Consider the following 21,133-nt stretch of genomic DNA (forward strand, 5'->3'; position numbering starts at 1 on the left):
GTCCTTGTGGAGCGTGACCGCCCGGTAGGACTCGGGGAGCTTGAGCGCCGCGAAGTCCGCCGACGTGGCGTCGGAGCTGAGGATCGCGTCGAGGATTTCCTGCATGGCTGCCTCCGAAGGCGTACCTGTGTGAGGGTCACAGGGCGTCTGGGGGAACCGGGAGCGGACACCGGCTTCGCTGAGGTGGGTGGTTGGCGGTCAGGCGGTCGCCCGGGGTGGTTCGGACGGATCCGGCACTGCTTGGTCGGGCACAGCTCCCGGGGTGTGGGAACGCCGGACGACGGCGCGCCGAGGTGGGGAGCCGCGGCGCCGCGACTGGTGAGTAACAAGGTAGTGGCACCCTGTGCCACTCGTAAAGACACCGGGTGTCAGGAATTCCGACGCTCTGGAAGGGGCTGGGGCGCGGATGGTGCGGGTATGCCGAGGGCCCGCGCCGGAGATTCGGCGCGGGCCCTCAATCAGCCTCTGAACTGCTGTTTTATGACCTTCAGGCGTCCCGGGCGCCGCTCAGTGCGGCCCGGATGCTGTCCACCACGACGTCCAGCGGAGCATCCGTGCGGGCGACTGTGATGAGTACCTCACCTCCGGGACTGGCACTCAGTGCGCTCTCCGCCACCCCGGCCTCTGGCATCCCACTGGCACCCGGTGCCACCAGCGAGCCCCGGCGTCTGGCACCCGGCGAACTGGCGGCCCAGAAGGTCCGCCGGATCACCTCGAAGGAGTGGTCCAGCTGCGCCTCCACGTCACCGCGGCCGCCGGCCCGCAGCCAGCGCCGCAGCACGTGGTTGTGCGCCGCGACGACCGCCGCCGCCGACACCTCGGCCAGCATCGAGTCGTCCTCGCCCCCGCGCTGCCAGCCCGAGGGGATGGACTCGCCGGTGTCGAACCGGCCCAGCAGGTAACGGGTGAACAGCCGCTCGTACCGGGCCACCACGGCGATCTCCCGCTCGCGCAGCGCCGGGACCTGACGGATCAGCTGGTACCGCGCGACCGACACCCCCGGGGTGGAGGCGTACATCCGCAGCACCTCCTTGATGCCGCGGCAGACCACGTCCAGCGGGTGCTCCTCCGGCTCGGCGCTCGCCAGCAGGTCGGCCACCCGGACCAGGGTGTCGTCGTGGTCGGGGAAGATCGCCTCCTCCTTCGACCGGAAGTACCGGAAGAAGGTACGCCGGGCCACCCCGGCGGCCGCGGCGATCTGGTCGACGGTGGTCTCCTCGTAGCCCTGCGAGGCGAACAGCTCCATCGCCGCAGCGGCCAGGTCCTGGCGCATCTGCTGACGCTGCGCCGCCGCCCGGCGGCTGCCCGGCCCCGCCTCCGGCGCGGCGCCCCCGGACGGCCCCGCCGTCCGGTCGGTGCCGCGCGGTCCGGCGGAGTGCTGCGGCGAGGCTGACTGAACCCGATCCATGTCCGGAACGCTACACGGCCCGGGCTGCGCGCCCGCCGCCCTTCCCCGGCGCACCGGCACGACCGGGCCGGTCACGGCCGGTCTGGGCCAGCGCGCGGACACCGTCCCCGGGGTCCAGCCGGGGCGCCCGGCGGCCCCGGGGCCGTACGCCGCGCCACCGCTGCCGTAGGCGCCGCCCGACCCCGCCGCCGGGTCGTACGGTAGCTGCCCGCCCCCGGGCCGTGCGGTGGTCACCGGCGCGCGTGGTCGCGGAAGCCGCGGCCGGTCTTGCGGCCCAGGCAGCCCGCCGCCACCAGGTGCTCCAGCAGCGGCGCGGCGGCCAGGCCCGGCTCGCGGAACTCCTGGTGCAGCACCTGCTCGATGGTCAGCGAGACGTCCAGGCCGACCACGTCCAGCAGCTCGAAGGGGCCCATCGGGTAGCCGCAGCCGAGCTTCATCGCGGTGTCGATGTCGTCCACCGTCGCGTAGTGCTCCTGGAGCATCCGCACCGCGTCGTTCAGGTACGGGAACAGCAGGGCGTTGACGATGAAGCCGGCCCGGTCGCCGCACTCCACCGGGTGCTTGCGCACCTTCGCGGTCAGCTCCAGCACCGTCGCGGTGACGTCCGGGGCGGTCAGCACGGTGGAGACCACCTCGACCAGCTTCATCGCCGGGGCCGGGTTGAAGAAGTGCATGCCGATCACGTCCTGCGGCCGCGAGGTCGCGGTCGCGCAGCTGATCACCGGCAGCGAGGAGGTGGTGGTGGCGAGCACCGCGCCCGGGCGGACGATCTTGTCCAGGGTGGCGAACAGCTCCCGCTTGACCGCCAGGTCCTCGGCGACCGCCTCGACCACCAGGTCCACCTCGGCCAGCTCGGAGTACTGGCCGACCGGGGTGACCAGCGCCAGGGCGGCGTCCCGCTGCTCCCCGCTCAGCCGGCCCTTGGCGACCGAGCGCTCCAGCGACTTCGCCAGCTGCGCCTTGGCCCGGTCGGCCTTCTCCTGGCTGCGGGCGGCCAGCAGTACCGGGTGCCCGGCCTTGGCGAACACCTCGGCGATGCCGGTGGCCATCGTGCCCGAGCCGCAGACCCCGACCGTGTGCACGGCGCGGCCGGGCACCTGGGCGCGGGCCGGTCCGGTCGCCGCGTCCACGGCCCTGGACGAGCCCGGCGCCTCGTAGGTGTAGAAGCCGCGGCCGGACTTGCGGCCCAGCAGCCCGGCCGAGACCAGCTGGCCGAGGATCGGCGCGGGGGCGTGCAGCTTGTCGCGGGACTGCTCGTACATCGCCTCCAGCACGGTGCGCGCGGTGTCGACGCCGATCAGGTCGAGCAGGGCCAGCGGGCCCATCGGCAGGCCGCAGCCGAGCCGCATCGCGGCGTCGATGTCCTCCCGGGAGGCGTACTTGGACTCGTACATCGCGGCGGCCTGGTTCAGGTACGCGAACAGCAGGCCGTTCACCACGAAGCCGGCCCGGTCGCCGGCCGCCACCGGCTCCTTGCCCAGGTCGCGGGCGAAGGCGGCGGCTTCCTCGGCGGTCTGCGGGGAGGTCAGCACGGTGCGGACCACCTCGACCAGCTTCATGGTGTGCACCGGGTTGAAGAAGTGCAGGCCGAGCACCCGCTCCGGACGGGCGGTCGCGGCCGCGATCCGGGTCACCGACAGGGCGGTGGTGCCGGTGGCCAGCACGGTGCTCTCCGGGCAGATCCGGTCCAGCTCGGCGAAGACCTCCCGCTTCAGCTCCAGCTGCTCGGGGACCTCCTCGATCACCAGGTCCGCGTCGGCGGCGGCCGCCAGCGCGTGCCCGACCGAGATCCGGGCCAGCAGCGCGGTGCGCTCCTCGGCGGTGATCCGCTCGCGGTCGACCGCGTGCGCGGTCGCCTCCTCGATCCGGGCCAGCGCCCGGGCGGCCGAGTCTTCGGTGGCCTCGATGCCGATCACCCGGCGGCCGCTCCTGGCGACCGCGACCGCGACGCCGGCACCCATCGTGCCGAGGCCGACGACGGCCACGGTGGGGAAGGGACGCTCCATGTCCTGACTCCTAGTCATGAAGGGCCCGCGCGTGCTCCGGCGGGCGGGCCGCCGCACCCGTCGACGAAACGGGGGCGGCCGCCGCCGGAGGAGGGTCCACGCGCGGGGGCTGGGGAGATGACGATCCGGCAGACCCGGGCGTCGGCCGGTCCGCTCCGGCCGAACTGCGGGGTGTGCCGTGGTGCTCAGGCGCTCGAAGGTGAAGGAAGCGGCGCTGATACGAGGAGAGAAACCCGGCCCGCCGCGGTTCGCGGCACCGGCCGGTGAAGACGCACCGCGCGGGTGCCGCAGACACGGCGACCGCGACCTCCCGCCGGTGCGGCTCCCGAAGCCCGGCGGTCGTGCGTGCGGCCACTGTAGCGAAGCTACTGGCCGGTAGGAAGGGGGCGGGGGCGGAAAACCGTTCGGCGCCCCGCAGCGGATTCGCTAGGGTGATCGACGCGGGGGCGGCTCCGCGGCGTGCTTCCTTCTCCTCATCTTTGAAATGACCCGAGTGCGCCCACTCTCCGCCCCCGCTTCGTCATATCCAGCGGGGGACAGAGAAGTGAAGAAGCCCGACACCGCCGCGCCCGGGAGCGCCCTGGACGCCTACCTGCTGCGCCACCACGGACAGGTCCTGGTCGCACCCGGGGCCGCGCCCGGCGAACCCGACCCGTGGACGGCCAAGGGCCTGGTGGCCCTGGAAGCCGACCTGGCACGGCTCGGCCACGTCCTCACCAAGCCGCTGCACGACGCCCTGCGCCGACTGCGCCCGGCCGACCTCGCCGAGGCCGGCGCCCGGCTGCTGGCCGGCATCGAGGCCCTGCTCGGCAGCGACCGCCGCCACCAGCCGCTGTTCCGCCGCTTCCCCGACGGCGTGCCCTCGCACGCCCACGCCGACTACTCCGTCCTCGTCCGCGGCCACCTTCTCCACCAGGCCGGCCAGCTCTGCGTGGTCTGCGAGCGCACCAGCCTGGAGGCCGGGATCGGCGCCCTCGCCCCCTGCGCCCACCTGCTGTGCGGGGACTGCTTCGAGGAACTGGGCGAGGACGGCGACGATCGCCACTGCCCGCTCTGCGACACTCCGCTGGACCGCGAGCACCACCTGCCCACCGACACCAGGGGCGCCCGCAAGGCCGCCCGCGACCTGGCACCGGGCCAGACGCTCAAGCCCCTGCGCCTGGCCGAGGCCGGCGACGCGGCCGCGCTCGTCGGCGCCGCGCTCGCCGCCCTGCTCACCCGGCGGACCCCGCTCGACCCGCAGGAGCGCGAGGACCTCGCCCTGCTGCTCGACCACGCCCCGGCCGACCCGGCCGCCTGGCTGCCCGCGGAGATCCCGGTCCGGGAGAGCCGCGCCACCGTGCTGGCCACCCTGCTGCGCCGAGACCCGGAGCGCACCCGCCCGCTGCTCGCCGCCCACCTCACCACCGCCACCGACGTGCTGCGGCTGATCTGGGCCTGGTCCGGCGCCGAGCCCGACCTGCTGCCGGCCACCGCCCGCACCCTGCGGCTGCGCAACCTGCCCCGCCCGCTGCGCCGCGAACTGCTCGCCGTCCTGGACGCGTTCCCGGTCGGCACCCTCGCCGAGGACCTGCGCCGCCACCGCGCCGCCTGGCTGCGGGCCGGCGAACTGCTGCACCCCTACGAGCACCGGGACCGCTTCCCCTACGCGGCCGCCGCCTTCGCGGTCGTGCGGCAGAGCGACCTCGACCTGCACGGCCTCGGCCCGCAGCTGCGCGAGGCCCCCGCCCCGCTGCGGGTCCGCGAGACGCCCGCCGGCCACACCCGGCTCACCGTCGAGACCTTCGCCGCCCGGGTCGAGCACGCCCTCGCCCAGGGCGACCTGCCCGCCGCCGTCCGGCTGCTGGCCACCCGTCCCGGCGAACTGGTGCGCCGACTGCACCACTTGCTGCGGGTGCAGGCCGCCTGGCTCCCCGGCGAACCGCTGCCCGCCGGACTCGCCGACGCCCTCCCGCGGGCCCTGCGCGCCGTCGCCCCCGGGCCGCTGCTCGGCGCGTACGGACGGCTGCGCGCACCCCGCCGGCTCGGCGAGCAGCGGCTGTACTTCCCGCGCGGCCGGGTCGCCTCCGCCCACGCCCGCTCCGACTGGGGCACGCCCGTCCCGGCCGGGCTGAGCGCGCCGGTCTGCGCCCTGATCGAGGCCGAACTGCTGCGCCGCGCCGAGCGGTCGGCGGCGGAGGCCGGCCGCTACGAGGTGGCCGTGCTGGACGCCGGACTGGCCGACCTGTTCGTCCCGTTCGCCGAACGCGCCAGTGCCAAGTCCCTGGTCGCGGTCCCCCGCGGCAGCGTGCAGCCGCTCCCGGACGGGCAGCACCTGCGCCTGTTCGTGCACTGGATGCAGCGCGCCCACCAGCGGGTGGACCTCGACCTGTCGGTCGCCTTCTACGACGAGGAATGGCGTTTCACCGGCCTGTGCGACTACACCCGGCTGGTGCTCGGCCCGCGCGCCGCCGTGCACTCCGGCGACTTCACCACCGCCCCGCCGCCGCACGGCGCCACCGAGTTCGTCGACCTCGACGTGCGGGCGCTGGGCAAGGCAGGCGCCCGGTACGCCGTGGTGGTGGTCTTCAGCTACAACGACGTTCCCTTCGAGGACCTCACCGACGCCTTCGCCGGATTCATGTCCCTCACCCCTTCCGAGGCGGCCCGGCAGCGCACCGGCAGCTTCCACCCCCGCAGCGTGCGCCAGCGGCTGGACCTCGCGGGGGAGGCCCGGATCTGCGTGCCGATGATCGTCGACCTGCAGGCCCGCACCCACACCTGGACCGACCTCAACGTCGGCTCCGGCGCCGGGTTCCACAACGTCGGCCGGCACCACGCCGCGATCGGCTCGCTGGCCGAGTCGGTGCTGACCCACTTCGCCCCGGGCTCCCGGGCCACCCTGTGGGACCTCGGCTGCGCCGCCGCCGCGGCCGGCAGCGACGAGGTGTGGGTGCGTGACCGGACGGGCCGCGGGCTCGGCTGCTACCGCCGGGGAGCCGACGAACCGGTGGCCGCCTTCGCCGAGCGGGTGCGCGAGCGGCACGAGAGCGACCACCGCACCGAGCAGCCACCGGACGACACCGCCCGGCTGATCGCCGAACGCCTGGCCGGCACCCGGGCGTTCACGGCCCTGGTGCACGCCGACGTGCCCGCCCCGGCGGGAGCGGGCGGGACGCTCTACCGGCTCTACCCGGGGCCGCTGGACGGCGCCCCGGACGCCGTGGAGCGGATCACCGCGGGGGAGTTGGTGGCCCGCTTCGCTCCGGGCGGCGACTCCTCCATCGAGTGAACGGACGGACGGGCGTCCATCTGTTCCACCCGATAGGGGAGTTACCGGCACCCGGTCGGTTGGGCAGCATGGTGACATGGGCACTGTCACCGCCTCCCAGCCCGCAGAGCCGGCCGACCCCACCGGGCGCGCCGGGCCGTTCGGCCCCGGCACCGCCCCGGCCGCCCTCACGGCCGCCGTCGCGCTGCCCCCACGGGCCGAGCGCGCCGCGCGGGCCGAGGAGGCGGCCGACCGGCTGCGCACCGCCGCCGTCGACGCGGTGGCCGTCACGTGGGTGGACAACGCCGGCATCACCCGGGTCAAGGCCGTGCCGCTCGGCGGCCTGGTGCACGCGGCCGAGTGGGGCGTCGGGACGTCGCCCTGCTTCGACGTGTTCCTCGCCGACGACTCCATCACCACCAGCCCGGTCATCGGCGGCCCCACCGGGGACCTGCGGCTCTACCCCGACCTCGACCGGCTCGTCCCGCTGGCCGCCCAGCCCGGCTGGGCCTGGGCCCCGGGGGACCGCCACACCCAGGCCGGCGGCCCGCACCCCGGCTGCCAACGGCTGTTCGCGCGCCGGATGGAGGCCGCGGTTGCCGCCGCCGGGCTGAGCGTCAAGGCCGGTATCGAGGTCGAGTGGGTGGTCGCCCTGGCCGGGGCCCCGAACGAGCCGCCGCAGTACCCGACGCACGGCCCCGCCTACGGCATGCACCGCCTCACCGACCTCTCCGACTACCTGCGGGACGTCCTGCGCGCCCTCGGCGAGCAGGGGCTGGGCGTGCTGCAGATCCACCCCGAGTACGCCCCGGGCCAGTTCGAGGTCTCGGTCGCCCCCGAGGGCCCGGTCGGCGCAGCCGACACCTCCGTCCTGGTCCGGCAGACCGTCCGCGCCGTCTCCGCCAGGTACGGCCTGCGGGCCTCCTTCGCCCCCGTGGTCGAACCGGACGCGGTCGGCAACGGCGGGCACCTGCACCTCAGCCTCTGGCGGGACGGCCGCAACCTCGGCCACGACGGCCCCGGTCCGCACGGGCTGACGGCCGAGGCCGAGGGCTTCCTCGCCGGAGTGCTCCGGGCCCTGCCCGAACTCCTGGTGCTGGGCTGCTCCAGTCCCGCCGGGTACCTGCGGCTGGTGCCGTCGCACTGGGCCGGGGCCTACCAGTGCTGGGGCCTGGAGAACCGGGAGGCCGCGCTGCGCCTGATCACCGGCTCCACCGGGGAGCGGGCCGCCGCCGCGAACGCCGAGGTCAAGTGCTTCGACGCGAGCGCCAACCCGTACCTGGCGGTCGGCGGGGTGCTCGCCGCCGGCCTCGCCGGGCTGGAGCAACGCCACCCGCTGCCCCCGGAGTTCACCGGGGATCCGGCCGCCGCCGAGCCCGGTACGGTGCCCCGGCTGCCGCAGACCCCGACGGAGGCGATCGCCGCTTACGAGCGCTCGGCGGTGCTGCGCGAGGCGCTCGGCGAGCCGCTCCACCAGGCCGTGCTGGCGGTGCGCCGGGCCGAGGCCGAGCAGTACGCGGCCGTCGGCCCCGAGGAGTTGGTCGCCGCGACGCGCTGGAGGTACTGACCGGTGGCCCGGCTCCCGGAGATCGGGGCGCTGGTCGACCACCACTGCCACGGCGTGGTCGCCACCGAGCTCGCCGACGACGCCCTGGCCGGGCTGCTCACCGAGTCCGACCGCCCGCCCGCGCCCGGTTGCTCGCCCTTCGACAGTGCGCTCGGCCTGGCCGTGCGGCGCTGGTGTCCGCCCGCGCTCGGCCTGCCCGCGCACGCCCCGGCCGCCGACTACCTGGCCCGGCGGCGCGAGTTGGGCGCCGCCGAGGCGACCCGCCGGCTGCTCGCGGCCGCCGGGCTGGACACCTGCCTGGTGGACACCGGGCTGACCGAAGCCGCGGGCCACGAGCTGCTGTCGCTGACCGAACTCGCCGAGGCCACCGGGGCGGTGGTGCACGAGGTGGTCCGGCTGGAGTCGGTGGCCGGGACGGTGGACTCCGGCGCCGAGGACTGGCCGCAGGCCGTCGCCGAGGCGCTGGCGGCGGCCGCCACCGGCGCGGTCGCGGTCAAGTCGGTGCTCGCCTACCGGCACGGCCTGGCCGTCCCGGCCGAACGGCCCGCGCGCCCGGCCGTGGTGGCCGCGGCGGGGGCCTGGCTGCGCGGCGGGCGGCCCCGGCTGACCGACCCGGTGCTGCTGCACCACCTGCTCTGGACGGCCGTGGACATCTGCGCCGAGCTGGGCCTGCCGCTCCAGCTCCACACCGGCTTCGGTGACCCCGACCTCACCCTGCACCTCGCCGACCCCGCCCTGCTGACCGACTTCGTCCGCGCCGCCGAGCCGAGCGGCGTCCCGCTGGTGCTGCTGCACGGCTATCCGTACCACCGGCAGGCCGCCTGGCTGGCCCAGGCCTTTCCGGCGGTGCACACGGACCTCGGGCTGACGGCCTCCTACACCGGGCCGCGGGTGGCGGCAGTGCTCGGGGAGATGCTCGAACTCGTGCCGTTCGGAAAACTGTTGTTCTCCACCGATGCCTACGGACTTCCCGAACTGTTCTCGGTGGGCGCCGCACAGTTCCGGTACGGACTGGGCAGGCTGCTCTCCGACTGGCAGGCGGACGGCGCCTGTTCGGCGTCGGACGCCAGGCGGTTGGCGCGACTGGTCGCCGCCGACAACGCGCGCCGGTTGTACGCGCTTCCGTAGGCGTTCCGGCTGCTCCTCGCGTACATGACCAGCCAGGTCGTCTCGTCGGCGAACCATCACTTTTTAACAATCTCCCGCCCTGTTGCGGTTGTTGACCGATGGAGCGCTAACCGACGCTCTTGGTTGTGATGTGACGATTAGATGACTACCTCTTGCGCTTTTCAGCGAATATTCATTAACGTCCCGGTCATCCCAGCGCACCTGCCACCGCAGCTGCCGCATGACGACTCGGGAGGGCCTACCCCAATGAGAGTTACTCGGATCCGCCGGACCCGGTACGCGGCAGTGGGCCTCGTGCTCGCCACCGCCGGCGCCCTCGCGCTCCCGGCCGGCACCGCCGTCGCGGCGCCCACCGGCGACTCGACGACCGGTCCGCTGCTCAGCTACGTCGTCAACACCAAGGCCAACCACGGTCAGGTGCAGAAGGTCGAGAAGGCCATCACCGCCCTCGGCGGCACGGTGGTCCAGTCCTACGAGCAGGTCGGCGTCGTGGTCGCCCACTCGAACGACACCAGGTTCGCGGAGAAGCTGCGCCTGGCCAAGGGCGTCGACTCCGTCGGCGCCAGCCGCACCAAGGGCATCCTCGCCTCGGACCAGGGCAAGGCCGACGTCGCCGCCGAACCGACCGGCGCCGCCGCCGCTGCCGACGGCCAGGAGCCGTACGAGCCCAACCAGTGGGACATGCGGCAGATCGGCGTCGACAAGGCGCACAAGCTCTCGCTCGGCAGCCGCAACGTCACCGTCGGCGTGCTGGACTCCGGCATCGACGCCACCCACGAGGACCTGGCCGCCAACGTCGACGCCTCGCAGTCGGTCTCCTGCCTCGACGGCAGGACGAACACCGACTGGAAGGCCTGGCAGCCGACCACCAGCGACCACGGCACCCACGTGGCCGGCACCATCGCCGCCGCCAAGAACGGCAAGGGCGTCATCGGCGTCGCCCCGAACGTGAAGCTGGCCGCGGTCAAGGTCGTCGACGACGGTGGCTTCATCTACCCGGAGAACGCGGTCTGCGGCTTCGTCTGGGCCGGCGAGCACGGCTTCAAGGTGACGAACAACAGCTACTACGTCGACCCGTGGATGTTCAACTGCCCGAACGACAAGGACCAGGCCGCGATCTCGGACGCGGTCCGCAAGGCCGTCGCCTTCTCGCAGCGCAAGGGCGTCCTGGACATCGCCGCCGCGGGCAACGAGAACATCGACCTGGCGCACAAGACCACTGACGTCGCCAGCCCGGACGACACCAAGCCCGGCAGCCGCCCGATCACCAACGACTGCCTGTCGCTGCCGACCGAGCTGCCCGGCGTGGTCGCGGTCTCCGCGGTCGGCGTCAACGGCGACAAGTCGTACTACTCCAGCTACGGCAAGGGCGTCGTCACCGTCGCCGCGCCGGGCGGTGACGCCCGCTACCAGATCCCGAACACCCCGGACAAGAACGGTCGCATTCTCTCGACCATCCCGGGCAACAAGTACGGGTACATGCAGGGCACCTCGATGGCCACCCCGCACGTCACCGGCGTGGTCGCGCTGCTCGCCAGCACCTTCCCGTGGGCCAGCCCGGACGAGCTGACCGAGCTGCTCACCAACCAGGCCGAGTCCCACGCCTGCCCGACCGGCGTGTACAACCCGGGCAACACCGGCAAGTTCACCGCCACCTGCGAGGGCGGCGCGGACGACAACGGCTTCTACGGCGCGGGCATCATCAACGCCGAGAAGGCGGTCCAGTGGTGGCGCTGACGTGCTGACGTGCTGACGCACTGACCACCGAGCGCTGAGCGGCGAACGCCGATTCGGGGAGCGGGGCCACGGGCCCCGCTCCCCGACTGCGTCCGGTCACCGGGAGGCCCCGGTATCAGCCCTCGAAGTGGTGCTCCCAGACCGTCTCCACCGACGGCTTGCCGTGCAGGTCCGGCACCTCCCGCAGCCAGGCGGGCCGACCGGCCCGGGTGCGGGCCGCGCGCCGCAGCTCCGCCTCGCGCAGCTGCTCCGGGGTGGCGAACCCCTCCGGCAGCCACTCCTCGGAGAGCACCGCCCGGGCGGCCAGGTGGTCGACGTACGCGCGCCGGACGGCGTCCGCCGAGTCGAAGCCGGGCTCGTCGGCCAGCCACTCGTCCGGGACCAGCGCCACCACCTCCTCCAGCAGCTCGACCGTGACCAGCGGCCCGAGGTCCTCGTCGGCCAGCCGGACGTCCGGGGCGCAGGCGCCGAGCGCGTGGGCGCTGAGGTCGTACCGCTTGCCGACGGACGCCTCGGCGGTGGCCCAGCGGTGGTGGAAGATCAGCGCCGCGCCGTTGTCGATCAGCCAGAGCCGCCGGTGCCAGACCACCAGGTTGGGGTTGTGGACGGTGCGGTCGACATTGCCGGTGAGCGCGTCCAGCCAGACCACCCGCCCGGCCTCGGCGGAGTCCACCGGGACCGCCCCCGGCCGGTAGTCCGCGGCCCCGGGCAGCAGGTCCATCCCGAGGTTCAGCCCGGCGCTGGCCCTGAGCATGTCCTGGATCTCGGTGTCCGGCTCGTCCGCGGCCACCACCGGATCGAAGTCCACCAGCCGCAGCTCCGGCACCCGCAACCCGAGCCGCCGGGCCAGTTCACCGACGATCACCTCGGCCACCAGCGCCTTGCGCCCCTGGGCGGCACCGGTGAACTTGACCACGTACGTCCCCAGGTCGTCGGTCTCGACGATCCCCGGCACCGAGCCCCCCGCCCGCAGCGGGTCCACGTAGCGCAGCGCAGTCACCAGATCGAGCACACCGGCCACCCTATCCTCTCGGGCCGGTCCGCAGACTCCCGCCCGCGGGCCGGCGTCCGCGGACCGGCCCGCCGCGTGAGCATTCCGCCGCTGTGATTGGCTTGCCGGTGAGAACGGTCCGCCAGACCGGTACCCACCACACGAGGAGAGCAAGGTCATGGGACAGGTGCAGGCCACCACCGAGCGGGTCTACGACGCCGCCCCCGAGCGGGTGTACGAGGCGCTGGCCGACTACCAGGTGACCCGCCCCAAGCTGCTGCCGGCGCAGTACAGCGAGTACGAGGTGCGGGTCGGCGGCACCGGTGCCGGCACCCAGGTGCACTGGAAGCTGCAGGCCACCGAGAAGCGGGTGCGCGACTGCCTGTTCACCGTCTCGGCGCCGAAGCCGGACCAGCTGGTGGAGAAGGACGCCAACTCCAGCATGGTGATCACCTGGACCGTCTCGGCCGCCGGCGAGGGCCGCTCCAAGGTCACCGTCACCGCGACCTGGCAGGGCGCGAGCGGCATCGGCGGCTTCTTCGAGCGCACCTTCGCCCCCAAGGGCCTGAACCGGATCCACGACCAGGTGCTCGCCAACCTGGCCGCCGAGGTCCGCTGACCGGGCCGGAGTACCAGCCGTTCCGATGGACCGGGTGAATCGCCCGGAGTTTCGAGCGGCTCGTCCGCCCGTACGAGCGGCAAGCCGTACGGGTGGACGGCCCGCCACCTGCGGGTGACGAGGGTCTCGCGGTGCGGGAGAGCCACCCTAGGCTCGCCGCCGTGCATATGACGATCCTTCACGTTTCGCAGCCGGTGGACGGCGGAGTCGCCCGCGTCGTCGTCGACCTGGTCCGGGGGCAGCGCGAGGCCGGGCACCGGGTGCTGGTCGCCTGCCCGCGCGGCGGCCGGCTGGCCGAGGAGGCCGCCGCGGTGGGCGCGCTGGTCCGGGACTGGTCCGCCGACCGTTCGCCCGGCCCGGCCACCGCCGCCGAGACCTGGCGGCTGCGCCGGATCGTCCGGGCCGCCGCGCCCGACGTCGTCCACCTGCACAGTGCCAAGGCCGGGCTGGCCGGCCGGCTGGCCGTGCGCGGCGCGGTGCCGACCGTCTTCCAGCCGCACGCCTGGTCCTTCGCAGCCGCGGAGGGCCCGATGGCCGCCGCCACCCTGCGCTGGGAGCGCTTCGCGACCCGCTGGGCGCACCGGCTGCTGTGCGTCAGCGTCCAGGAGCGGGCGGACGGGGTGGCCGTCGGGGTGCACGCCGACTGGGCGGTGGTGCCCAACGGCGTCGACGTCCGCCACTACGCGCCGGCCGACCGCCGGGCCGCCCGGATCGCGCTCGGGCTGGACCTGGACGCCCCGCTGGCGGTCTGCGTCGGGCGGCTGTGCCGGCAGAAGGGCCAGGACGTGCTGCTGGCCGCCTGGCCGGAGGTGCTGCGCCGGGTCCCGCGGGCCAGGCTGGCGCTGGTCGGCGGCGGGCCGGAGGAGCAGCGGGTGGCGGAGACGGTCCGGGAGTCGGCCGAGCCGTGCCGGGTCCGGCTGGTCGGGGACGTGCCGGACCCGCGCCCGTGGCTGGCGGCGGCCGACCTGGTGGTGCTGCCCTCGCGTTGGGAGGGCATGGCGCTGGCGCCGCTGGAGGCGATGGCGGCCGCCCGTCCGGTGCTGCTGACCGACGTGCCGGGCGCCCGGGAGTGCCTGCCGCAGAACGAGCGGGCGCAGTCGGTGGTGCCGCCGGAGGACGCGGAGGTGCTCGCCACCCGGATGGCCGAAGCGCTGTCCGATCCGATCGAGTGCGAGCGACGCGGTGCCCGGCTGCGTGACCACGTGGTCGGCCGCCATGACGTCCGCACCGTGGTCGAACAGGTGGACGACCTGTATCGCGACCTACTGGGTGCCGGGCCGGCGGCCGGACGGCGCCGGGCCCGTGTCCCAGAGCGGATCTGATCGTTTCACATGCCGTGAATCCCCGCCGTTCCGGCGCCGGAGTATTCGCACCCTCAACCGGATATGGGCGAGGCGTTCAATCCGAAATACCTATTAATGGGCGGCTGGAATGAAACGGCAAGTCAACTTCCGGCCCCTCTGTAAGGGTTCGGTATTGTCGGATTTTGCCTGCTTCGTTTCTATGTCATCCCGGAAATTCGCCTCCGGGCCCCTCGCGGCCGCTTCCAAGGTGACCGGCAGTTCCGCGATCGGCCCGTTCGCGGGACCACCGAGAGCCGCCAGCGATGGCAGGTGCTGTCAGGACCGCGCCCACCGGGCCGGGACGGCCGCTCCTCGCCCATCGGTGCCGGGGGGCCGTCACCCCGGGCACACAGCAGGGGAGTTCGTGCGCTGATGACCATTGACCACGAGAGTGTGCCGCGATCCGGCGGGCCCCTGTCCGGCCCTCGTCTGCCCGCCACGGGGCTGCTCGACCGGCCGACCGGATCGGCGTACACCCGGGCCGTGCCGTCGCCCCGCCGGCACCGCAGGGCGGTCCGCTCCCGGCTCGCCCTGCCGCTCGCGATGGTCCAGGTCGACGCGATCGCGCTGTGCACCGGCACCGGCATCGCCAACCGGGCGATCGACCCGCCCGTCCCGCTCGCCCCGCTGCTCGGTGCCACGGCCGTCCTGCCCCTGCTCCTGCTGCTCAACCTGGCCGGCGGCCTCTACCGCACCCGGCTCACCCTGTCCGTCCTGGACGAACTGCCCGCCCTGGCCGTCCGGGCCGTGGTCGCCACCGCCTTCGCCGTCACCCTGGCCGGCTGCCTGGACGGCCGCTGGCCCGACTGCGGCCCGGCCACCCCGGCCCGCCTCACCGTCCTGCTCGGCGCCCAGTTGCTGATCGCCTCCGTCGGCCGCGGCTTCCTCTACCACCTGGTCCGGCGGATCCGCCGCGGCCGCCCCAGCCCCGTCCTGGTCCTCGGCGCCGGGCGGCTCGGCCGCACGGTCGCCACCGCCCTGCGCGAACACGGCGAGTACGGCATGCGCCCGGTCGGTTTCCTGGACGCCGACCCGCCGCTGCTGGCCGGCGACACCGACCTGCCCGTCCTCGGCGGCCGCGAGGTGCTGGAGCGCGAGGTCCGCCGGCACCGGATCCACCACGTGATCGCCACCGCAGGTGCCGCCGACGAGGCCGAGACCGCCGCCACCCTGCGCGACGCCGTCCGGCTCGGCTGCCAGGTCTGGCTGGTGCCCGCGCTGCGCGAGCACGGCTCGCTGCCCACCACCCCGATCGCCGGCGCCGACCACCTGTGGGGCTTCCCCTGCCTGCGGCTCGGCAGCCCGGCCATGCGCCGCCCCGGCTGGGCCGTCAAGCGCGCCCTGGACGTCACCGCCGCCGGGCTCGGCCTGCTGCTGCTCGCCCCCGTCCTCGCGCTGTGCGCCCTCGCCGTCCGCTTCGACACCGGCCCCGGCGTGCTCTTCCGCCAGCAGCGCACCGGCCTGGACGGGCGGGTCTTCACCGTCCTGAAGTTCCGCACCCTGCGCCCCAGCAACGAGCACGAGTCGGCGACCCGCTGGAACATCGCCCAGGACCAGCGGATGGGCGCCGTCGGCCGCCTGCTGCGCAAGAGCTCGCTGGACGAGCTGCCGCAGCTGTGGAACGTCCTGCGCGGCGACATGAGCCTGGTCGGCCCGCGCCCCGAACGCCCGTACTTCGTCATGCGGTTCAGCCAGGCCTACCCCGAGTACGCCGACCGCCACCGCGTCCCGGTCGGCCTCACCGGCCTCGCCCAGGTCAACGGCCTGCGCGGGGACACCTCGATCGAGGACCGGGCCCGCTTCGACAACCGCTACATCGAGAGCTGGAGCCTCTGGCAGGACGTCAAGATCCTGTGCCGCACCGCGGCCATGATGCTCCACCCGGACGGGAGCTGACCCGGCGTGGACCTGACCCTTCCGGCCGGTCCCGCCGCGGGGGCGAGCGGGCGGGCGACCACCTTGCGGCGGGCCCTGCCCGCACTCGCGGACCGGCCGAGCCTGCTCGCCGCGGCGACCGTCCTGCTGGTCTGCGTGCCCGCGGGCGAGAAGGACGTCACCGCGGCAGTCCACGTCACCGCCGCCGACGTCGCCTCGCTCGCCCTGGTCGCGCTCACCGCGCTCAACCTGCTGCGCGGGCGGCTGCCGGCGATCAGCCGCACCGCCGGCCTGCTGTTCGGCGGCGTCGTGGTCGCCGCCGCCGTCGCCACCGCCGGATCGATCGACCCCGCCACCAGCCTCACCGGCTTCGTCCGGCTCACCCAGGTGTTCGTCCTGGTGCCCCTCGCCGTGCTCTGCTCGCTGCGCGACCGCACCGACCAGCGGCTGGTGCTCGGCTCCTTCGTGCTGGCCGCCCTGATCCAGGGCGTGGTCGGCGCGAACCAGTACCTCACCCGCACCGGAGCCTCCTACACCGGCCAGCCGATCCGCGCCGTCGGCACCTTCGGTGCGCTGGACATCATGGCGATGTCCACCGTGGTCAGCTACGGACTGCTGGCCGCCCTCGCCCTGGCCCTCGGCGAGCGCGGCGAAGGGGGCAACGCCCGGCTCCGTCGGGCGATGTTCGCCGCGGCGGCCTTCCTCGTCCTCCCGCTCGCCGTCTCCTTCAGCCGCGGTAGCTGGATCGCCACCGGCGTCGCCGCCACCGTGCTGCTGCTGCGCGCCGACGCCCGGCTGCTGGTCCGCGGCGCCGTGCTGGGCCTGGCAGCCGCCGTCGTCCTGATCGGCGGCCTCGGGCTCGGCGCCTCCGGCGTCACCGAGCGGCTCAGCTCGATCGGCTCGGTCTCCGCCGCGCCCGACCAGTCCGTCTCCGACCGCTACGACCTGTGGACCACCGCCGGGCGGATCTGGCAGGACCACCCCGTCCACGGCGCCGGGCCCAAGGCCTTCCCCCGACTGCGCGACAGCCACGCCCCGCTGCGGCTGTCCTCCGGCAGCGACGCCGCCGACTCGACCATCGGCTTCCAGCGCGAGCCGCTGCTCTCCCCGCACAACATGTACTTCCTGGTGCTCAGTGAGCAGGGCCTGATCGGCATCACCGCCTACGCCGCGCTCTTCCTCACCCTGCTGCTCGGCTGCCTCCGCCACCGCCGCGGCACGGTCCTCGCCGCCCTCGCCCTGCTCACCTGGGTGCTGGTCGACTTCCTCTACGCCGACATCGGCGGCACCACCACCGTGCTGACCTCCGTCGTCCTCGGCCTGGCGGCCCGCGCGGCCTTCCAGGAGGCGCCCGGCCCCGAGCCCGCCCGGAGCCACGAGCGGGCGATGGCACTGTGAACACGGACCGGCCCGCCACCCTCGCCTCCACCCTCCCCGCGCCCCGCAGCGCCCCGGTCGAGGCCCCCGCCCCCGGGGCCGACCGGGCTCCCCGGGGCGGCTTCCTCGCCAAGGCCTTCGGGATCACCGCCGTGCTCAGCGCGGCCGGCTCCGGCCTCGGGCTGCTGCGCGACCTGCTGCTGGCCCGCTACTTCGGGGCCAGCCAGGGCACCGACGCCTTCCTGGTCGCCTGGACCGTTCCCGAGACGGCCGCGCCGCTGCTGATCGAGGACGCCATGTCCTTCCTGATGGTGCCCGCCTTCGCCCTCGCCCTGGTGCTGCGCGAGGAGGACCCGGACGGCCCCGACCCGGTCCGCCACCTGGTCCGCGCCACCCTGCCCTGGCTGCTGCTGGCGCTCAGCGGGCTGGCCCTGGTCGCCGCCCTGGGAGCCCCCCAGCTGGTCGAACTGCTGGCCCCCGGCCTGCCCGACCCGGGCCTGGCCGTCGTCTGCACCCGGATCACCGCGATCACCGTGCTGCCCTTCGGGGTGGCCGGCTACCTGGCCGCCGCGCTGCGCGCCCACCACGGCTTCACCGCCCCGGCCGCCATCTACGTCGCCTACAACCTCGGCATCCTGGCCCTGCTGTTCGGCTTCCACGGCCTGCTCGGCGTGCGCTCCGCCGCGCTGGGCGTGGCGTTCGGCAGTCTGCTGATGGCCGGTCTGCTGGTCGGCCCGTTCCTGCGCCGCCTGCGGGCCGGCCGGACCGGCACCGGCCGCGGCCGGCGCGGCCGCAACGCCCTGGTGCTGATGCCGCTGGCCCTGCTGCCGGTGGCGGCGTTCACGCTGACCCGCCAGTCCCAGGTCTTCGTCGAGCGCTACCTCGGGTCGGCGCTGCCGGCGGGCACCATCTCGCACCTCAACTACGCCGCCAAGGTGTCCCAACTCGCCATGACCGCGGGCATCCTGATCTGCACCGTCACCTTCCCGCTGGTCGCCCGGGCGCTCGCGGCGGGGGACCTCACGGCCGCCCGCGACCGGGTCGAGAAGGACCTCGGCCAGGCCGCCGCGGTCGTCCTGCTCGGCACCGCCTTCCTGATGGCCTGCGCCCCCTCGGTGGTCTCGCTGCTCTTCCAGCGCGGTGCCTTCGGCCCCCACGACACCGCCGCCACCGCGGCCGTCATCCGGGTGTACAGCGTCGGCCTGCCCGCCCAGGCGCTGACCGGGGTGATGATCCGCCCCTACTTCTCGCTGCGCCCGGTGGTCCGCCGGGCCGGGGACCCGCGCGCCGAGGACGGCGGCCGCCGGCTGCTGGACTGGTACCCGCTCGCCGCGATGCTGCTGGGCCTCGCCGTGACCGTCACCGTCGGCCTGCTCGCCACGCCCCGCTTCGGCGCCCTCGGCCTGGCCGCCGGCAACGCGGCCGGGATCACCACCACCGCGGCGCTGCTGCTGCGCGGCCTGGTGCTGCGCGGCATCCCGCTGCGGCTGCGCCGGGTGCTCGGCGGCCACGCCCGGCTGGCCGGCACCGCCGCCGGGGCCACCGCACTGGGGGCCGCCGCCGCGGGCCTGGCCTCCGGTCCGCTGAGCTCGACCGTCGTCGGGGGCCTCACCGTGGTGCTGGCCTTCGCCGCCCTCGGTACCGGACTCGGGGCGCGCGAGGTGCGCGGTCCCGTCCTCGCCGCCGCCCGGGTCATGGGGCGGGGGCCCCTCCGGCGGATCTCGCCGGGCCCGCGGAGTGCGAGCGCGCAGCTCGCCGCGCTGTCGTCAGTCGCCGATCCGACGAGATCCGCCGGAGAGGCGCCGGACCCGCCAATCGTCGCCGATGAAGGGAAGTTTCCCCATGGACAATGAACGGGGAACCCTCCGTTCGGCCCGGGCGGGCGTCACCAACGCCCCGTCCGACCGGGCGCGACTGCCCAGGAGCCGCCGTCCGGTCGGCGAACCCGCCCGGCCCGGCTCCTCCTCGCCGTGGATCCTGATGTACCACTCGGTGGCGGTCGAGAAGGAGGATCCGTACCAACTCACCGTCAGCCCCGAGCGGTTCGCCGAGCAGATCGCCTGGCTGCACAGACGCGGGCGGCGCGGGGTCTCGGTCCGGGAGCTGATGCGGGCCCGGGCCCACGGGCGGGACGACAAGCTGGTCGGCCTCACCTTCGACGACGGCTACGCGGACTTCGCCCGCTACGCGGTGCCGATTCTGCAGGCGTACGGCTTCACCGCCACCGCGTACGTGGTCGCCGACCTCCTCGGCCAGGACAACGGCTGGGACACCGAGGGCCCGCGCAAGAAGCTGCTCACCGTCGAGGAGGTCACTGAACTCGCCGCCGCGGGCTGGGAGATCGGCTCGCACGGCCTCGGCCACCAGGCGCTGCCCGGCCTGCCCGCCGACGTCCTCGCGGTGCAGACCAGGGAGAGCCGGCGGCTGCTGGAGGAAGCGGTGGGCGGCCCCGTCACCGGCTTCTGCTACCCGTACGGCGCCGTCGACGCGCCCGCCGCCCTGGCCGTGCGCGACGCCGGGTACGACTACGCCTGCGCCATCGCCCACTCCCCGCTCACCGGCCGCTTCGCCCTGCCCCGCTGCTACGTCGGCGACCGCGACGGCGCCTGGCGGCTGCGCGCCAAGAAGGGCCGGCACCGGCTGCGGGACGCCGTCACCGAACTGAGGCGCGGCCGCCGGATCCGCGCCGAGCGGGCGGTCACGGAGCGCCGGTCGTGAGGGTGCTGCACATCGTCACCGGGCTCGCATCGGGCGGCGCCGAGCGCCAACTCCACCTGCTGCTGCGCCACTTGCCACCGCACCAGTGCTGCGAGGTGCTCGCCCTGACCAACCCCGGCGCGGTCGCCGACGCGCTGCGCGCGGACGGGGTGACCGTCCACCACCTCGGCATGCGCGGCAACCGGGACCTCGGCGCCGTGCCCCGGCTGGTCCGGCTGGTCCGGGCCGGCCGCTACGACGTGGTGCACACCCACCTCTACCGCGCCCAGCTGTACGGCCGGCTGGCGGCGCGGCTGGCCGGGGTGCGGGCGGTGGTCTCCACCGAGCACTCGCTGCACGCCGGGGTGATCGAGGGCCGGCCGGTCACCCGGGGAGTCAAGGGGCTCTACCTGGCCGCCGAGCGGCTCGGCAGCACCACCGTCGCGGTCTCCCGGCAGGTCGCCCAGACGCTGCGCTCCTGGGGCGTCCCGCCGACCCGGATCGAGCTGATCCCCAACGGCATCGACACCGCCGGCTACCGCCGCCCGCACGCCGAGCGGTCCGCCGCCCGCGCTCGGGTCCGGGCCGAACTCGGCCTGCCGGAGGGCAGTTGGGTGGTCGGCGGGGTCGGCCGGCTGGTCCCCGGCAAGCGCTTCGAGGTGCTGCTGGCCGCGCTCGCCGACCTCGACCCGGCCACCCGCCTGGTGCTGGTCGGTGAGGGTCCCGAACGGGTCGAGCTGGAGCGCCGGGCCACCGAACTCGGCGTCCGGGAGCGGCTGGTGCTCACCGGGGAGCGCGACGACGTGCCCGACCTGCTGGCCGCCATGGACGTGCTGGCCGCCCCCTCCACCGCGGAGACCTTCGGCCTCGGCGTCCTGGAGGGCCTCGCGGCCGGGCTCCCGGTGCGGCACAGCGCGTGCCCGGCGCTGGACGAACTGCCGCCCAGCGCCGCCCCGCAGGCCCGCCGCATCCCCTCGGAACCCGCCGCGTACGCCGCCGCGCTGCGAGACCTGCGGCAGCTGAGCGGCCACATCGCCGACCCGCTGCCGCACCCGCCGGCCGTCGGCCACTACGACATCGCCCGGGTCGCCGCCGACCTGGGCGCCCTCTACGACCGACTGGCCCGCGTCTGACC

Annotated in this window: 14 protein-coding genes; 11 read left to right on the forward strand and 3 right to left on the reverse strand. The window is 74.8% G+C overall.

Annotated features, from left to right (window positions below; genetic code table 11):
- Positions 1-487: 487 nt before the first annotated feature.
- Complete coding sequence (locus ACIRVF_RS39985; protein WP_402829448.1) at positions 488-1,408, reverse strand: TetR family transcriptional regulator; 921 nt, start codon at positions 1,406-1,408, stop codon at positions 488-490.
- Between the two features lie 230 nt (positions 1,409-1,638).
- Complete coding sequence (locus ACIRVF_RS39990) at positions 1,639-3,414, reverse strand: 3-hydroxyacyl-CoA dehydrogenase family protein (RefSeq protein ID WP_402829450.1); 1,776 nt, start codon at positions 3,412-3,414, stop codon at positions 1,639-1,641.
- A gap of 544 nt (positions 3,415-3,958) precedes the next feature.
- Here ACIRVF_RS39990 and ACIRVF_RS39995 point away from each other — a divergent pair.
- The 4 genes from ACIRVF_RS39995 to ACIRVF_RS40010 all read left to right on the forward strand — a co-directional run bounded on the left by ACIRVF_RS39995 (position 3,959) and on the right by ACIRVF_RS40010 (position 11,096).
- On the forward strand, positions 3,959-6,685 hold the full coding sequence (locus ACIRVF_RS39995; protein ID WP_402829452.1) for an MXAN_6230/SCO0854 family RING domain-containing protein: 2,727 nt from the start codon (positions 3,959-3,961) through the stop codon (positions 6,683-6,685).
- A 76-nt stretch (positions 6,686-6,761) separates the two neighbouring features.
- Entirely contained in the window at positions 6,762-8,231 is a 1,470-nt protein-coding gene (locus ACIRVF_RS40000) for a glutamine synthetase (protein ID WP_402829454.1), read from the forward strand.
- Between the two features lie 3 nt (positions 8,232-8,234).
- Positions 8,235-9,359: an amidohydrolase family protein gene (locus ACIRVF_RS40005; protein ID WP_402829456.1), complete on the forward strand. Its 1,125-nt coding sequence runs from the start codon at positions 8,235-8,237 to the stop codon at positions 9,357-9,359.
- Positions 9,360-9,605: 246 nt separating this feature from the next.
- Positions 9,606-11,096, forward strand: coding sequence for a S8 family peptidase (locus tag ACIRVF_RS40010; protein ID WP_402829458.1), 1,491 nt, complete (start codon positions 9,606-9,608; stop codon positions 11,094-11,096).
- 115 nt (positions 11,097-11,211) lie between these two features.
- Here ACIRVF_RS40010 and ACIRVF_RS40015 read toward each other — a convergent pair whose 3' ends face one another.
- Positions 11,212-12,108 (reverse strand): HipA family kinase, encoded by an 897-nt coding sequence (locus tag ACIRVF_RS40015; RefSeq protein ID WP_402829460.1) that lies wholly within the window; start codon positions 12,106-12,108, stop codon positions 11,212-11,214.
- Positions 12,109-12,265: 157 nt separating this feature from the next.
- Between ACIRVF_RS40015 and ACIRVF_RS40020 the strand changes: the two genes are divergently transcribed.
- From ACIRVF_RS40020 to ACIRVF_RS40050, 7 genes are all read left to right on the forward strand, one after another.
- Complete coding sequence (locus ACIRVF_RS40020; RefSeq protein ID WP_402829462.1) at positions 12,266-12,706, forward strand: SRPBCC family protein; 441 nt, start codon at positions 12,266-12,268, stop codon at positions 12,704-12,706.
- A 167-nt stretch (positions 12,707-12,873) separates the two neighbouring features.
- Positions 12,874-14,028 (forward strand): glycosyltransferase, encoded by a 1,155-nt coding sequence (locus tag ACIRVF_RS40025; protein WP_402829464.1) that lies wholly within the window; start codon positions 12,874-12,876, stop codon positions 14,026-14,028.
- A gap of 393 nt (positions 14,029-14,421) precedes the next feature.
- Complete coding sequence (locus tag ACIRVF_RS40030) at positions 14,422-15,945, forward strand: sugar transferase (protein ID WP_402829466.1); 1,524 nt, start codon at positions 14,422-14,424, stop codon at positions 15,943-15,945.
- Positions 15,946-15,951: 6 nt separating this feature from the next.
- Positions 15,952-17,322, forward strand: a complete 1,371-nt coding sequence (locus ACIRVF_RS40035; RefSeq protein WP_402829468.1) for an O-antigen ligase family protein — start codon at positions 15,952-15,954, stop codon at positions 17,320-17,322.
- Positions 17,319-19,154, forward strand: a complete 1,836-nt coding sequence (locus ACIRVF_RS40040; RefSeq protein WP_402829470.1) for a lipid II flippase MurJ — start codon at positions 17,319-17,321, stop codon at positions 19,152-19,154. The genes ACIRVF_RS40035 and ACIRVF_RS40040 overlap by 4 nt, the downstream gene beginning before the upstream one ends.
- Positions 19,144-20,019 carry a polysaccharide deacetylase family protein gene (locus tag ACIRVF_RS40045; protein WP_402829472.1) on the forward strand — a complete coding sequence of 292 codons (876 nt, stop codon included), beginning with the start codon at positions 19,144-19,146 and terminating at the stop codon, positions 20,017-20,019. Before ACIRVF_RS40040 ends, ACIRVF_RS40045 begins: the two co-directional genes overlap by 11 nt.
- A complete protein-coding gene (locus ACIRVF_RS40050) occupies positions 20,016-21,131 on the forward strand; it encodes a glycosyltransferase (protein WP_402829474.1) in 1,116 nt (371 codons plus the stop codon). Before ACIRVF_RS40045 ends, ACIRVF_RS40050 begins: the two co-directional genes overlap by 4 nt.
- The last annotated feature ends 2 nt before the right edge of the window (positions 21,132-21,133 follow it).

The organism is Kitasatospora sp. NPDC101157, from assembly GCF_044768255.1.
Taxonomy (GTDB): Bacteria; Actinomycetota; Actinomycetes; order Streptomycetales; family Streptomycetaceae; genus Kitasatospora.

Excerpts from the sequence above, each read along its gene's own strand:
- ACIRVF_RS39985 (WP_402829448.1), bottom strand. The coding sequence starts at position 1,408 with ATGGATCGGGTTCAGTCAGCCTCGCCGCAGCACTCCGCCGGACCGCGC.
- ACIRVF_RS39990 (WP_402829450.1), bottom strand. The coding sequence starts at position 3,414 with ATGGAGCGTCCCTTCCCCACCGTGGCCGTCGTCGGCCTCGGCACGATG.
- ACIRVF_RS40000 (WP_402829454.1), top strand. The coding sequence starts at position 6,762 with ATGGGCACTGTCACCGCCTCCCAGCCCGCAGAGCCGGCCGACCCCACC.
- ACIRVF_RS40010 (WP_402829458.1), top strand. The coding sequence starts at position 9,606 with ATGAGAGTTACTCGGATCCGCCGGACCCGGTACGCGGCAGTGGGCCTC.
- ACIRVF_RS40020 (WP_402829462.1), top strand. The coding sequence starts at position 12,266 with ATGGGACAGGTGCAGGCCACCACCGAGCGGGTCTACGACGCCGCCCCC.
- ACIRVF_RS40025 (WP_402829464.1), top strand. The coding sequence starts at position 12,874 with ATGACGATCCTTCACGTTTCGCAGCCGGTGGACGGCGGAGTCGCCCGC.
- ACIRVF_RS40030 (WP_402829466.1), top strand. The coding sequence starts at position 14,422 with ATGACCATTGACCACGAGAGTGTGCCGCGATCCGGCGGGCCCCTGTCC.
- ACIRVF_RS40045 (WP_402829472.1), top strand. The coding sequence starts at position 19,144 with ATGGACAATGAACGGGGAACCCTCCGTTCGGCCCGGGCGGGCGTCACC.